Source organism: Clostridium formicaceticum, from assembly GCF_001854185.1.
Lineage (GTDB): Bacteria > Bacillota > Clostridia > Peptostreptococcales > Natronincolaceae > Andreesenella > Andreesenella formicacetica.
Genome location: NZ_CP017603.1, coordinates 2,739,002 through 2,754,547 on the forward strand (window position 1 = coordinate 2,739,002; position 15,546 = coordinate 2,754,547).

Below are 15,546 nucleotides of genomic sequence, written 5' to 3' on the forward strand. Positions count from 1 at the left end.
TGTGTTTTTGTGTTACAATAAATTAAGATAAATTTTGTCATTATAGGATTTTCAATGATTAGACTAGGAGGTAGAAAATGGTCAAAAGAATTTGTGTTGAAAAAAAGTTCGGATTTAATGTCGAAGCAGAAAGTTTAAAGAAAGATCTTATTAACACTTTGAATCTAAAAACATTAGAAAATGTTAGAATTGTCAATATATATGATCTAGAAGATGTGAATATAGAGCGGCTTGAGGATATTAAGAGACTTGTTTTATCTGAACCTAATGTTGATGTGGTAACAGAGGATACTATAGCTATTTCAGAAGAGGAACAAGCCTTTAGAATTGAGCTATTACCTGGGCAATATGATCAGCGGGCAGATTCTGCTGGCCAGTGTGTAGAGATTATTACATTAGAGGATGCACCTGTGATTGTTTCTTCTAAAGCCATTGTTTTAAAGGGTGCCCTTAATGCTGAAGATATGGAACGTATTAAGGCTTATCTGATTAACCCTGTAGAATCAAGGGAAGTTTCCTTAGCTATACCTACTACATTAAAAATGAATTATGCTACCCCTGACACAGTTGAAACAGTAGAGGGATTTATGGCATTAGATGATCAAGAGATGGCACTGTACAAAGAAAAAATGGGTTTTGCTATGACTGCTGAAGACCTTATTTTTGTCAGAGAATACTTTAAAACCGAGGAAAGAAGAAATCCTACCATTACAGAATTAAAAGTCATCGATACCTACTGGTCAGATCATTGTCGTCACACCACTTTTTTAACAGCGGTACAAGAAGTAAGCATTGAGGATCAGCCTATCAATCAGCCAATAAAAAATGCTTATGAAGCTTATTTAGCAGATAGAAGTTTTGTTTATGAAGGTAAAGATCGTCGAGACTGTTTAATGGATATTGCCACCATTAATATGAAGTGTTTAAGAAAAAAAGGTGAGCTTGAAGATCTAGATGTATCTGAGGAAATTAATGCATGCAGTATTGAAATACCTGTAGACATCGATGGAGAGACAGAGCCTTGGTTGCTGATGTTCAAAAATGAAACCCACAATCATCCTACAGAGATTGAGCCTTTTGGCGGCGCTGCCACTTGTTTAGGGGGTGCTATCAGAGATCCTCTATCGGGAAGAAGTTATGTTTATCATAGTATGCGGGTGACAGGGGCAGCGGATCCTACAGTACCTTTGACAGATACGTTAGAAGGAAAATTACCACAAAAGGTGATTACGCAGCAAGCTGCTGCAGGTTTTAGCTCCTATGGCAATCAAATAGGACTAGCTACAGGCATCGTTTCAGAGGTTTATGACCCGGATTTTGTTGCTAAACGTATGGAGGTAGGCGCAGTGGTAGGAGCAGCGCCAAAAGCAAATGTGGTAAGGGAACGTCCAACTGCAGGGGACATTATTTTGTTAGTAGGAGGAAGAACTGGGAGAGATGGCATTGGAGGAGCAACCGGTTCATCAAAGGAACATGATGAAGAGAGTTTAAGCAGTTGTGGTGCGGAGGTTCAAAAAGGTAACCCACCTGTAGAAAGAAAGATTCAGCGATTGTTTAGAATACCAGCATTGTCTAAAATGATCAAAAGATGCAATGACTTTGGAGCAGGGGGCGTCTCTGTAGCTATTGGAGAACTAGCAGATAGCTTAGAGATTAACTTAGATGCGGTGAAGAAGAAATATGAAGGTTTGGACGGAACAGAAATCGCTATATCGGAATCTCAAGAGAGAATGGCAGTGGTGATAGCACCAAAAGATTTAGAGGCCTTCCAAAGTTATTGTCACGAGGAAAACTTAGAAGTTACACATGTAGCGAACGTTACAGATACAGGAAGGCTTGTAATGAAGTGGCAAGGACAAGAAATTCTTAATCTCTCCCGAGCCTTTTTAGATACTAATGGCGTTCAAGGCGAGACCAATGTTTGTATTAAAGCGCCAAAGCAGCAGACTTACTTTAATAGTATTAAGTCTCAGGTATCCATAAAACAACAGTGGCTTGATACGCTAAATGATTTAAATGTTTGCTCTCAGAAGGGTTTAGTAGAAAGGTTTGATAATACCATTGGCAGCGGCACAGTTTTAATGCCCTTTGGAGGCACTCACTATAATACACCGATACAAGCGATGGTAGCTAAAATACCTGTTTTAAAGGGAGAGACCAATACAGGCTCTATGATGAGTTATGGCTATGATCCTCAGCTGGCAAAATGGTCACCTTTCCATGGTGCCTTATATGCGGTGGTAGATGCTATAGCAAAAATCTTAGCGACGGGTGGGGATTATCAAAAGGTCAGATTGTCCCTTCAAGAGTATTTTGAAAAGCTAGGTGACACACCTGAAAAATGGGGTAAACCTTACAGTGCATTGTTAGGAGCCAGCTATGCACAAAGTAAATTTAACGTAGCGGCTATTGGAGGTAAAGATTCTATGTCGGGAACCTTTAAAGATATTCATGTTCCTCCAACCCTTATTGCATTTGCCGTAACGCCAGTGGATGTAAGACAGGTCGTTACCCCTGAATTAAAACAAACGAATTCCACTTTGGTACAATTTTATGCTAAGAGGGATGCGTATGACGTGGTAGATTTTGACCATTTGCTAGCAGGATATCGTCATATTTACAACTATATAAAAGAAGGAAAGGTTTTATCCAGCTACGCTGTAGGCAAAGGTGGTATATGTGCTGCTATTAGTAAGATGGCCTTTGGCAATGGGATTGGTGTGAAACTTACACAATCAGTGAATGTTTTTGAAGAGGCTTATGGTAGTATACTCCTTGAAGTAACAGAAGAAGTAGCTGAAGAACTTGTAACGCGAGACGGATTTACAGTTGTGGGGATGACAAAAGAAGAAGCTTCTTTTGAAGTAGGAGATGTGGTTATACCGATGTCGGAAGCCCTTGCTTCCTGGGAATCTAGATTAGCATCAATCTTTCCAACTGTTCATCAGGAGGAAGGAAAGGCAAAGGTGATTGTTTATTATGATCGGGAGATCAAACGTCCTAGCGTTAAAGTAGCAAAACCACGGGTGTTTATACCTGTTTTTCCGGGTACCAATTGCGAAATAGATACGCATATAGCCTTTGAAAAGGCGGGAGCAGTTGTAGAAACGATGGTATTTAAGAACTTAAACCAAAGTAATGTTGTTGCTTCACTCGAAGAAATGGTTGAAAAAATTAAAAGAGCACAGATTATGGCTTTGCCAGGAGGCTTTAGTGCAGGAGATGAGCCGGAGGGCTCTGGGAAATTTATTGCATCTGTCTTAAGAAATCCTAAGGTAGCAGAAGAAGTAATGAAGCTTCTTCATGAGAGAGATGGTTTGATGCTAGGAATTTGCAATGGCTTCCAAGCTCTTATTAAGTTAGGCTTGCTGCCTTATGGAGAGATAAGAGACCTACAGGAGGATTCACCAACCTTGACCTTTAATAAAATTAATCGTCATGTGTCTCGTATGGCCAGTGTTAAAGTAGCTTCCGTAAAATCACCTTGGCTTGCAAATGAAGAGGTTGGTAATATTTATGAAACTGCCTTTTCCCATGGTGAAGGACGCTTTTATGCAAGTGAGGAAGTCGTCCAACAGTTAATTACCAAGGGACAAGTTGCTACACAATATGTAGATCAGGAGGGTCTGCCTACCTATGATGGCAAGTATAATATCAATGGATCGATAGAAGCAATAGAAGGAATCACTTCTCCAGACGGCAGAATTTTTGGTAAAATGGGACATGTGGAGCGTGTAGGAAATTATGTGCATAAAAATGTCTACGGTAAAAAAGATTTTAGAATATTTGAAGCTGGTGTAAACTATTTTAAATAATGAAGCGATCAAAAGCGAGCATGCTTAAGCATGCTCGCTTTTGATTTAAAGATGAAAGGATGATACCTGATGTTTGACCTCTAGTGGGATTGTGGTATGCACAAAGAGCAGAAGAGGTTTGCATCAAAAACAATTATAAATAATCAATTGACATCGCTAATAAGTGATGATATAATCATAATTAATCAAAAACAATCAAAAACAGTCACAATGATCAAATAGCGTTACTTCAAGAAATACATTTTATGGAGGAAGAAAAATGTTTGCAGAAGAGCGAAAAGTAAAGATTCTAGAAATTGTGAATAGTAATTATCGTATTGAAGTCAGTGATTTAACTGAAGAACTGCAGGTGTCAGAGTCTACAATTAGAAGAGACCTGCAGGATTTAGAGCAAGCTGGACTATTGAAAAGGACTCATGGTGGGGCAGTGAAATTGGAAACCACCAGTTTTGAACCTACGATGGATGAAAAAGAACTTGTTAATATAGAAGAAAAAATGGAAATTGGTAAAAAAGCAGCGGCTTTTATTCAAGATAATGATACGATTATCTTAGATGCAGGGACAACTACGCTTCAAATTGCAAAGAATATACAAGCTAAAAATGTTACTGTATTGACCAATTCCATACTGATAGCTTTAGCACTATCAAAAAATAAGGATGTTGATGTAGTGGTAACAGGGGGGCATATACGTAAGGAAATTCTTTCAATTGTAGGACCGATAACAGACAGGATTATAGGACAGTTTAGTGTAGATAAAGCTTTTATTGGCGCCAATGGCATTACAATTAAGGAAGGATGTACAACACCAAATATAGAAGAAGCTCATACAAAAAATAGGATGATTCAGTCTGCTAAGGAGGTTTACGTAGTGGCAGACCACAGCAAATTTGGAAAGGTATCTTTTGCAAGGATTGCGGCTATAGATGAAATCGATGGCATTATTACAAGCAAAGGCATAGAGAGATCTATTATAGAACAATATAAATCTAAGAATATACGACTTATCTACAATTAAGGAGGCAGACATGATTACAACTGTAACACTAAATCCAGCAGTTGACAAAACCATAGAGATTCATGGTTTTAAGCCTGGCACGGTCAATAGAATATTAGGTACTAGAATAGAGGCTGGTGGAAAGGGAATTAACGTTTCCAAGGTTTTAAAATCTTTGGGCGCAAGTACTTTAAGTACTGGATTTGCAGGGGGAGAAAGTGGGAGGTGGATCAATCAGTGGTTAAAGGATAAGGGAATAGAAACGGACTTTGTATGGGTTGATCAAGAAACTAGAACCAATATAAAAATTATAGATACTGAAACAAGTATCATAACAGATATTAATGATAAAGGAAAACGTATAGAAAAAATTTATTTAAAGGGATTGTATGATCTAGTAGAAAAATGGGCTGAAAAAAGTAAAGTAATGGTTTTTGCAGGAAGTATTCCTGATGGGCTGTCAAATAGCATTTATACACACTTGATTGAGATTGCCAGTAATAAAGGCTGTAAAACAATATTAGATACTGAAGGAGAACAGCTTTTGCAGGGAATTTATGCAAAGCCCTATATGATTAAGCCAAATATTGATGAATTAGAAAGTTCTTTAAAAGTTAAAATAAATAATGAAAATGACATTATCAATCATTGTGAAGGTTTCATAGAGAAGGGTATTCAGTTTGTCGTGGTGTCGATGGGGGCAGAGGGAGCAGTATTTGTCAGTAAGAAAAATGTATTAAGAGCAGAAAGTGTTCCGGTAGAAGTAAAAAGCACTGTAGGTGCAGGAGATTCGATGGTAGCAGCCTTTGCCTATGGAATGATGAAGGATTATCCATTAGAAGAAACTTTTAAATTAGCAGTAGCAGCAGCGACTTTAAGTGTAAAAAAGGGTACTACCTTGCATGCAATTCATGAGATAGAGAATTTTAAAGAAAAAGTAAATGTGAAAAAATTAAGATAAAAAGGAGTGTTTTTATGGAAATCAAAGACGTACTAGATGAAAAATTGATGATTTTAGATATAAAGTCAGAAAGCAAACAGGAAGTAGTCAAAGAATTAATTGAACCATTAGTAAGGGAGGGGATTGTAAGAGATAAAGATCTTTTTTTTAAAACAATAATGGATAGGGAAGCTCAGTCGACAACCGGTATCGGAATGGGGGTTGCTATACCTCATGGAAAGTCAGATACAGTGACAAAGCCATCGATTGTCTTTGGAAAATCAAAGAAAGGTGTGGATTATGAGGCTTTGGATAATGAGGCAAGCTATATTTTTTTCCTCATTGCTGTTCCAGAAAGTTCAACAAATGAACACTTAAAAGTATTAAGTCAGTTATCAAGAAAGCTCATGCATGAAGAAATTCGTGAAAAGTTGATGAAGGCAAAAGAGGCAAAGGAAGTAATAGAAGTATTTAGCTAATCACTTATTATAAAGAAAAGGGGGATTTATGATGAAATTAGTAGCAATAACTTCTTGTCCTACAGGGATAGCCCATACCTATATGGCGGCAGAATCTTTGGAAAAAACCGCAAAAGAAAAAGGAATTGACATAAAGGTTGAAACCCAAGGCTCTGTTGGGGTAGAAAATGAATTAACGCTAGAAGATGTTCAAGAGGCGCATGCAGTGATTATTGCAGCTGGGACAACGGTTTCAAGAGAACGCTTTGCGGGAAAAGCTATTTTAGAGGTTGCAGTTTCGGAAGCAATAAAAAACCCAGGAAGTATCATTGATAAAGCATTGAAGCTAGAGGCTGGAAAACAAAACTTATCGAAGCAAGTGGAGGATATTAAAAAGAAAAGAAGTGAGGAAAGAAGTGGTCCTTACAAGCATCTGATGGCAGGCGTATCTTTTATGCTGCCCCTAGTCGTAGCAGGGGGGTTAGCAATTGCTCTTTCCTTCATATTTGGCATAGAAGCCTTTCAACAAGAGGGAACGTTAGCTGCCGCGTTAATGCAAATTGGAGGTGGCGCAGCCTTTGCATTGATGGTGCCAGTTCTTGCTGGATATATTGCCTATTCCATTGCAGAAAGGCCTGGCCTGGCTCCTGGTTTAATTGGTGGAATGATTGCTTCACAAATTGGAGCGGGTTTTCTAGGTGGTATCCTTGCAGGTTTTATTGCAGGTTACACGGCTGACTTTTTAAAGAAGGCAATAAAGTTACCTAGGGCATTCGAAGGTTTAAAACCAGTATTGATTTTACCACTATTGTCTTCATTAGTTGTGGGGCTTTTGATGATTTATGTTATTGGAGCACCAGTAAAAGGAATCATGGATGCTATGACGGCGTGGCTCCAAAGCTTAACCGGTACAAATGCTCTATTACTGGGAACGATATTGGGTGCAATGATGGCGTTTGATATGGGGGGGCCTGTGAATAAGGCGGCATATACCTTTGCAGTAGGCCTTTTAGGAGCAAATGTTTTTGAACCACAGGCTGCGGTAATGGCAGCTGGAATGACACCTCCTCTAGGTTTAGCTCTAGCAACTGTTTTATTTAAAAATAAATTTACAAAAGCTGAGGTTGAGGCAGGTAAAGCAGCTTGGGTATTGGGTATTTCCTTTATTACAGAAGGGGCTATTCCCTTTGCAGCAGCAGACCCATTTAGAGTGATACCTTCTATTATGGCGGGCTCAGCGGCAGCAGGTGCTTTATCTATGACATTAGGAGCAACATTAAGAGCACCCCATGGAGGAATTTTCGTGTTGCCAATACCAAATGCCGTAGGAAATTTAGTTGGATATATGGTGGCAATTGCCGTAGGTACTATCGTTACTGCATGTTTAGTAGGATTATTAAAGAAAAAAGTTAGCGAGGTATAGATAAATTTTAAAAATAGAATAGAAGACAGCTCTATTCTATTTTTAATTTTTAATATCTAGCTATGGTGTAGATAAATTAGAAAGAGGGGAAATCATGATTACAAAAACAATTGTTGTAAAAAATTCTTCAGGAATACATGCAAGGCCAGCTACATTGATTGTTAAGGAAATAGGCAAATTTCAAAGTGATATTTTATTCATTAAAGATGGACATGAAGTAAATGCAAAAAGTATTATGGGCATTATGGCTATGGCTGCTAAAAAAGGAGAGGAAATAGAAGTTAAAGTTGATGGATCAGATGAAAAAGAAGCACTGAAAGCAGTGATTGACTTGTTTGAATCTAACTTTGGTGAAGAGTAGGAGTTGAAAATATGTTTAAAGGAATTGGCGCTTCTTCAGGAATTGCTATAGGAAAAGCTTTGGTTTTAAAGAAAGAGGAGCTGGTGGTTCGGTCTATTGTTATAGATAACATTGAAGAGGAGAAAAGTAAATTTCAAAGAGCTTTAAACCTATCAAAAGAACAAATTGAATCTATCAAAATGAAGGCCACAGAGGAACAAAAAAGTATACTGGATGCCCACATTATGATTTTAGAAGACCCTGAACTCATTAGCTGTGTTGAAGAGAAAATCTCATCAAAAAAATTGAATGCAGAAGCAGCTTTAGAGGATGCATTAAAAAACTTTATTGCTATTTTCGAATCAATGGATGATGAATATATGAGAGAAAGGGCTGCTGATATTCGAGACGTAGGACAAAGAATGATGACTAATCTTCTTGGAAAAGAAATGTTAAACTTAACCGAATTAAAGGAACCGGTCATTATCGTAGCCCATGATATCACGCCTTCTGATACTGCCCAAATGGATAAAAGTAAAGTATTAGGATTTATCACAGATATAGGGGGTAGGACTTCCCACAGTGCCATTATGGCAAGGTCTATGGAAATTCCCGCTGTAGTAGGTTTAGGAAGTATAACAGAGAAAGTGAAAACAGGAGATTTCATCGTATTTGACGGTAATGAAGGGACTGTAATCATTAATCCAGAAGCGGCAGTAATTACATCCTATGAAAAATCCAAAGAAAGAGAAACACTTGAGAAAAGAGAACTAATGAAGTTAGTAAATCGTGCTACAGTTTCTAAGGATGAAAAAGTGGTAGAATTAGGGGCGAATATAGGAAATCCAATGGATGCTGAGAAAGCTAATGAGAATGGTGCAGAGGGAATTGGTTTATATCGAACAGAGTTTTTATATATGGATAGAAAGACCTTGCCGACAGAAGAAGAACAGTTTCAAGCATATAGAAAAGTACTAGAAATTATGGGAAAAAGGCCAGTGGTTATTAGAACGCTAGACATTGGTGGAGATAAAGAATTGCCCTATATGAATCTACCCAAGGAGATGAATCCTTTCTTAGGCTATAGAGCTATTAGAATATGCTTAAAAGAAAAGGATATTTTTAAAACTCAGTTAAGGGCATTGCTTAGAGCAAGTGTATATGGCAACCTGAAAATCATGTATCCAATGATTTCTTCTCTGGAGGAGATTAGAGAAGCCAACGCAATGTTGGAGGAAGTAAAAAGAGAGCTGGAAAAGGAAGCTATAAATTACGCGTCGGATATTGAAGTAGGCATCATGATTGAAATCCCCGCAGCAGCGATTATTTCTGATCTATTAGCAAAAGAGGTAGATTTCTTTAGCATAGGTACCAATGACTTAGTTCAGTATACAACTGCTGTAGATCGAATGAATGAGAAGGTTTCATATCTATATAATCCCTTCAATCCTGCCGTTTTAAGGCTAATAAAGCTAATTATTGACAATGGGCATAAAGCAGGGATTTGGGTAGGAATGTGTGGTGAGGCAGCAGGAGATAAGCGATTGATTCCAATACTATTGGGAATGGGACTTGATGAGTTTAGTATGAGTGCGGGATCTATACTTTCAGCAAGAAATCAAATTCAAAATTTATCCTATGATAAAATGAAGCAAGCAGTAGATCAGGTGCTGGCTATGAACACAGCAGAGGTAATAGAAGCCTTTATAGAACAATATATATAACAAAAAAGAACAGGGCTTGACTTTTAGAGAATGTTTTCTAAAAGTCAAGCTTTATTTTATTGGTTAAAAATCTCCTTGCAAAAACATCCTTAATAAAATAAAATTCTAGGTGAAGTAACAAAACTAGTGAAAATGAGGTGAAGTCTATGAGTGTGATTTTAATTATAGAAGATGAAGAGCCTATCCGAGAACTAATTAAGTTAAATTTGTCTATGGTAGGTTATGAAATATTAGAAGCTTGTGATGGAGAAGAGGGGCTTGAGTATATAAACAATGAAAAAGTAGATTTAGCGCTTTTAGATGTTATGCTTCCTAAACAGGATGGCTATGAGCTTTTGCCCATTCTTTTAAAGAAAAACATTCCTACAATTATGTTGACTGCCAAGGACAGGCTGAAGGACAAAGTAAAGGGTTTAGATATGGGGGCAGATGACTATGTAACAAAACCCTTTGAAGCTGTAGAGCTGTTGGCAAGGATTAAATCTGTTTTGAGACGAGCAGGAAAAGAAAAAACAGAGATCATCATAGATGATATCCAGATTTGTTTAGAACAGTGGAAGGTTTTAAAGGCAGGAAAAGAGGTAGATTTAACTTACAAAGAATTTGATTTGTTGCGTTTACTGATTGAAAACAAAGGAAATGTGATGTCTCGTGAGAGATTGTTAGAGCTAGTATGGGGCTATGAATTCGAAGGAAATACGAGGACTGTGGATATGCATATACAGCGGCTTAGAAATAAGTTGGAAACCGATAAGATAAAAACTGTTTATAAAGTAGGCTATCGGATGGAGGATTAGAGAATGAAGTTTAGCTGGAAAATTTTTCTTCTTTGCATGGGAATTTACGTGGTTTCTTTGACGGTAACAGGAATGGTAGTTACAGAAAATACATATAAAAGCTTAGTAAAAAAGGAAATAGAGCGCAGTTTAGAAGAAGAGAGTAATCTTCACTCAACATTAGCGCTGTATTTACTAAATAACCAAAGAATAGCTGTAGAAAAGATTGAATTAAAAAATTACAGCAAGAGTATGGTGGATATGGTTAAGACGGATAGAAACTATCTAGAGATATTTGATGAAAAGTTGAATCTTCTAGCTACAAACGCTCCTAGAGCTTGGTTTTTTTCTAGAGAAGAGCTTGCTATAGCTTTAAAAGGGCAAAAAAATTTTGTTTTGCGAAGGGATGAAGAGGGACTTTATTTGTTCGTTTCAAATGTTTTAGAAATTGATGAGGAAAAAATTATTTTATCTCTTATAAAAGATATTTCCCACGTAGATCATCATCGGCGGGAACAATACTTGCTTTTTATAAGAACAGGACTTATAGGACTTGCCTTTGTAGCATTGATTACATGGGGGTTGAGTAAATTTCTTCTAAAGCCCTTTAGGCAGTTGAGCTTAACGGCTAAAAATATTGCGTCAGGAAACTATCATGTGAGGGTAAAAGTAAATAGAAAAGATGAAGTGGGCCTTTTAGCGGAACAATTTAATATCATGGCGGATAAGATTGAGCAGAAAATGAACCAGTTAAAGGCAGAAGGACAACGTCAGCAACGTTTCATTGATAACCTCACCCACGAGCTTCGTACGCCTCTTACATCTATTATCGGCTATGCAGAATATTTATTAAAAGCAAAATATAATCCTGAAGTATTTAAAAAAAGTTTGAGTTATATTTATTCTGAAGGGAATCGTATGTCTAAGGTGGCTAAAACTTTGATGGATATGATCCTGATTCGAGAAAATCCGTTGCAACTGAATCGAGAAAAAATTATGTCGCTATTAATACAGGTGCAGAATATCATGGAAGTAAAAGCGGAGAAGGAAGGGATAATTTTAGAGGTCAAAGGAGAAGACGAGGAAATTTTATTGGATAAGGATTTATTCAAGATTGTTATTACGAATTTAGTAGATAATGCTATAAATGCTAGTAGCAGAGGAAAAAAGGTAACAATAGGCGTAGAAAAAACGTTAGAGGAAACATGTGTTTTTGTGATGGATGAAGGGAAGGGTATGGAAGAATGGGAAACAAAGAAGGTCATAGAGCCTTTTTATCGTATAGATAAATCACGCTCTAGAAAAGAAGGGGGCGTAGGTTTAGGCTTAGCTATTTGCTACCAAATTATAGAGGAGCATGGTGCTAGACTCAAAATTGAAAGTGCAGTTGGCGTAGGTACAAAAATGAAAATTATTTTTCATGGAAAATGTTACAAAAATTTTACAAGTCGGAGTCAAGTTGGATAAAACTCCCTGCTATAATAACTCTTGTAGAATAAATAGCGAGGGAGGATGTTAATCATGAAAAAAGTATTTGCAATCTTATTAGCGCTTATGTTAGGACTAACTGCATTAGTTGGTTGTAGCAAGACTGAGGAGCCAGCAGACCAAGGTGAACCAGTAGTAGAGCAAGAACAAGAAGTAGATGCTGAAGTTGAAGATGTAGATGCAGATGTAGATGCAGATGTAGAAGCTGAAGAAGAAACTGAAGTTGAAGAAGAAACTGATGCTGAAGAAGATGCTGATGCTGACGCTGCAGATGTAGAAGCTGAAAAAGCAGAATAAAGCTAATATTATAGATGATTAAAGAGACCTCTTAAAACAGAGGTCTCTTTTCTTTGTACCTTAAAAAATGTATAATGAAGGAGAAATCGATGGAAGGAATGATAGCATGAAAAGAGCAATCTTTTTTCTTTTCTTTATCTTCATCTTGGTAGGTTGTACGCAACAGGAAATAAAGGAAGGACAAGTTTATGTCATGAAAGAGGATCATTTTTCTGAAGAACAGCTAGGGGATATGTTAAATATTGAGGGGAGAATCCCTTTTCAAAAATATGTCAACCAAAGCTTAATGAGTCAATATGATTCAAACCGAATATTGTTGACAATTTCTCCAGATGGAAAAGAAATGTATTTTATGGAGAAGATGGAATCAGATACTTCTTTTCAAGTAATCAAAGGAGAGACGAGAGAGAAAGTCAGAGTTATTAAGGAGGATATAGAAAGTAAGGAACAGGAGATTATCGCAGAAAATATCCCTTTTATTTCTAAGGTGCTGTGGAATACAGAGGAGAATATGGTAGCTTTTGGTGGCGGTGAAAGATTGACTATTTACAACGTAAAAAGCAAAACGACTGTTATGGAAGAAAAGCTGACGCAAGATAACATTGCCAACTTTTTTTGGTCGCCCATTGATGAAAATAAACTTTACTCGGAGCAACCTGACTTGGCAAATGCTAGCATTTACTACTTAAACTCTCAAAAGAAGGTAGAAGCCTATGAGACAAGAGAGGAGACTTATTATAAGGGAAAATTAGATAGCAATTATTATTACGGAACAAAGTGGGATTTAACCAATGGTGATACAAAAACAGTGATTCTGGACAAACAGGGAAAAATTATTAAAAGTTTAATTTCAGGGATCTTTAGGGATGCCTATCAAAAGTCTCTGGTGGTAGTGGGTGAGAGGGGGTTTGGCTTATATTATGTCCCGGACATTAATGCTTCAGATAAAATAATCACTTTAACAAAAGAGTATATTTATGATGTTAAGTTTATTGATGATGGAAAAATTGCTTATACTACAAAAACAGAAGATGTTGAAGCAAATTTATTTTACTTGTATATTGTGAGCAGTAATGGAAATGAATTAAAAAAGTTAGCGGTTAATGGTGCTAGTATTGCAGTATTGCCTGATGGGAAATCTGGTTACATTAGTGGATCAGAATGGCAGCAGGTGGATTTTCTCCAAAATAAGCTGGGGAAGGATAATAGTTCTATAGAGAATGAAGAAAGAGATGAGCTGCAGGAGATCTTTATAACAGTTAGGGGAGCAATGCGTATATTTTATGATTTGGAGCTTCGGGGAGTAAAGAACTGGAACCATCTACAAAACTACTTTAAGAATACTAGTTTACCAGAGCAATGGGCCTATTTTGATATGGAAAAGATGTTTCAAGAAAGAAATCATAAATCACAAAATTCGGATTATGTTATGGAGATTCATCTAAAGCATTATGAAATCAATGGGAATAATGCGTCTATAACGATTGGTGTAAATACAAAAAATCCCTATGGCAGAGGCGTTGCAATGGATTACGCTTTAGAATTAATAAAACAGGGGGAAAACTGGTATATAACAGGGTTTAGTACTTTCCCTTATGCTGCAGAGAGAAAAGAAATAGAAGAAGTGGTTCAGGAAACGATCGATAAAATTCAGACTGGGAAACTTTTTTCAGGAGAGTTTGAGAATAAGGAAGTAATGATGGGACAGATTCAATTTTGGATGAGTGGCATACCCCATCTAGCGCCTAGTGCTGAAGATGCCAATGCAGTAAAGGTTTTTTTACAGGCAGATAACCAAGAAATATATAAGTTGGTCTTGGAGAAGATAAATCAAAGCATTTGGAAGCCTACGAAACTGACGAAGGAAAATCTGAGCTCACTGTAAAAGCAAGAATATAGCTATGTTTTCATGATTCATTACCCCATATCTAGGATATGGGGTAATTATTTTAAAAGTATAGACCTATAAATTGCCGTATTCTAACTTTGGTTACAGTTTTGGCCAAGGATGCAAAGATAAACAATGTCTATTAGAATTTAAGTATGGAGGTGTATATCTATCATTTAAAGACAAAGGTGGCAGGAAAAGGAAGAAAAGCTAAATATTAAGAGGATTTCTTGGACTTTTGTTGAACTAAATTATAACTGAAAGTGAAATTTTTTAATGAAAGCAAGAGATTAGGAAGCCTGCTTCAGTGAAAATAGGATAGATGGTAAGGAGATGTTTTTTATGAAAAAAGTAGGTATCTATATGATACTACTATTGATAGCAATTATTTTTTCTAGTTGTAGTAAAGCCCCTGATGAGAATGTAGAGGGTTTTGTTATAGAAGATCATACCAAAGAAGAGGGAGACAAGGATGCTTTAGAAAGCGCTAAAACAACCATAGGGTTGGTTATGAAGACTCTAACAAATCCATTTTTTATTGATATGGAATTGGGGGCACGGAAAGCAGAAGAGGAATTAGGCATTCGTCTTTTGGTTAGAACTGGTGCACAAGAAACCTCCATTCAACAACAGATTGCTATTGTAGAAGAACTAATAAAGTTGAGGGTAGATGCCATTGTTATAGCACCGGGACATTCTACAGAACTTATTCCTGTACTTAAGAAAGCACAGGATGCGAAAATAGCAATAGTAAATATAGATAATAAGCTGGACTTCCAAATATCTAAAGAAATGGGTTTAATAAATGTGCCTTTTATAAGTATAGATAATCAACAAGGAGGCTATGAAGCGGCGAAGTACATTGCTGATCAAGTTACAAAACCTACAAAAGCTATCATCCTAGAAGGCATTTTAGGTGCTAAAAATTCAGAAGAACGTAAAAAAGGAGCGTTAAAAGCCTTTGAAGAGAATAAAAATATTGATTTAGTAGCTATAGAGACTGCTAACTGGAAAATTGATGAGGCCTTCTCTGTAATAAGTCAGATTTTCAAAGAGCATCCTGACATCGGTATAATTTTCTGTGCCAACGATATGATGGCGCTAGGTGTCATTGAGTACTTGGTGAAAGAAAATAAAGAAAATGTATTGATTGCTGGTTTCGATGCTCTTGAAGAAGCAAAAAAGGCGATAAGAAAGGGTGCTATGAAGGTAACGATTGACCAACAGGCAGATCTTCAAGGGTATACAGGTGTAATGTATGCGGTAAAGATGATTGAGGGTAAGGGTGTACCGGAAAAAACTCTTATTCCAATAAAAGTAGTTGACATAGAAAGTCTAAGGTAATTCTTTTAGATTTTGTACTGAAATATGTTTAGGAAAGGGTTTTATTATGGGAAGAA

The 15,546-nt window shown here is 36.9% G+C and carries 12 protein-coding genes; all 12 read left to right on the forward strand.

Going from position 1 to position 15,546, the window contains the following annotated elements:
* The first annotated feature begins 77 nt into the window (after positions 1–77).
* Entirely contained in the window at positions 78–3,815 is a 3,738-nt protein-coding gene (locus tag BJL90_RS12285; RefSeq protein ID WP_070968343.1) for a phosphoribosylformylglycinamidine synthase, read from the forward strand.
* Between the two features lie 259 nt (positions 3,816–4,074).
* Positions 4,075–4,833 carry a DeoR/GlpR family DNA-binding transcription regulator gene (locus BJL90_RS12290; RefSeq protein WP_070968346.1) on the forward strand — a complete coding sequence of 253 codons (759 nt, stop codon included), beginning with the start codon at positions 4,075–4,077 and terminating at the stop codon, positions 4,831–4,833.
* A gap of 10 nt (positions 4,834–4,843) precedes the next feature.
* On the forward strand, positions 4,844–5,773 hold the full coding sequence (pfkB, locus tag BJL90_RS12295; RefSeq protein WP_070968348.1) for a 1-phosphofructokinase: 930 nt from the start codon (positions 4,844–4,846) through the stop codon (positions 5,771–5,773).
* A gap of 14 nt (positions 5,774–5,787) precedes the next feature.
* On the forward strand, positions 5,788–6,231 hold the full coding sequence (locus BJL90_RS12300) for a PTS sugar transporter subunit IIA (protein WP_070968351.1): 444 nt from the start codon (positions 5,788–5,790) through the stop codon (positions 6,229–6,231).
* A 31-nt stretch (positions 6,232–6,262) separates the two neighbouring features.
* Positions 6,263–7,633: a PTS fructose transporter subunit IIC gene (locus tag BJL90_RS12305; RefSeq protein ID WP_472234726.1), complete on the forward strand. Its 1,371-nt coding sequence runs from the start codon at positions 6,263–6,265 to the stop codon at positions 7,631–7,633.
* A 94-nt stretch (positions 7,634–7,727) separates the two neighbouring features.
* Complete coding sequence (locus BJL90_RS12310) at positions 7,728–7,994, forward strand: HPr family phosphocarrier protein (RefSeq protein WP_070968357.1); 267 nt, start codon at positions 7,728–7,730, stop codon at positions 7,992–7,994.
* Between the two features lie 11 nt (positions 7,995–8,005).
* The gene (ptsP, locus tag BJL90_RS12315) at positions 8,006–9,697 is read left to right on the forward strand and encodes a phosphoenolpyruvate--protein phosphotransferase (protein ID WP_070968361.1); all 1,692 of its coding nucleotides are present in this window, start codon (positions 8,006–8,008) and stop codon (positions 9,695–9,697) included.
* Between the two features lie 146 nt (positions 9,698–9,843).
* The gene (locus BJL90_RS12320) at positions 9,844–10,494 is read left to right on the forward strand and encodes a response regulator transcription factor (RefSeq protein WP_070968364.1); all 651 of its coding nucleotides are present in this window, start codon (positions 9,844–9,846) and stop codon (positions 10,492–10,494) included.
* 3 nt (positions 10,495–10,497) lie between these two features.
* On the forward strand, positions 10,498–11,940 hold the full coding sequence (locus BJL90_RS12325; RefSeq protein WP_070968368.1) for a sensor histidine kinase: 1,443 nt from the start codon (positions 10,498–10,500) through the stop codon (positions 11,938–11,940).
* Between the two features lie 54 nt (positions 11,941–11,994).
* Positions 11,995–12,258 carry a hypothetical protein gene (locus tag BJL90_RS12330; protein ID WP_070968371.1) on the forward strand — a complete coding sequence of 88 codons (264 nt, stop codon included), beginning with the start codon at positions 11,995–11,997 and terminating at the stop codon, positions 12,256–12,258.
* Positions 12,259–12,325: 67 nt separating this feature from the next.
* Positions 12,326–14,143 carry a hypothetical protein gene (locus tag BJL90_RS12335; RefSeq protein ID WP_070968374.1) on the forward strand — a complete coding sequence of 606 codons (1,818 nt, stop codon included), beginning with the start codon at positions 12,326–12,328 and terminating at the stop codon, positions 14,141–14,143.
* A gap of 345 nt (positions 14,144–14,488) precedes the next feature.
* Positions 14,489–15,490, forward strand: a complete 1,002-nt coding sequence (locus BJL90_RS12340; protein WP_156778775.1) for a sugar ABC transporter substrate-binding protein — start codon at positions 14,489–14,491, stop codon at positions 15,488–15,490.
* Positions 15,491–15,546 lie beyond the last annotated feature (56 nt).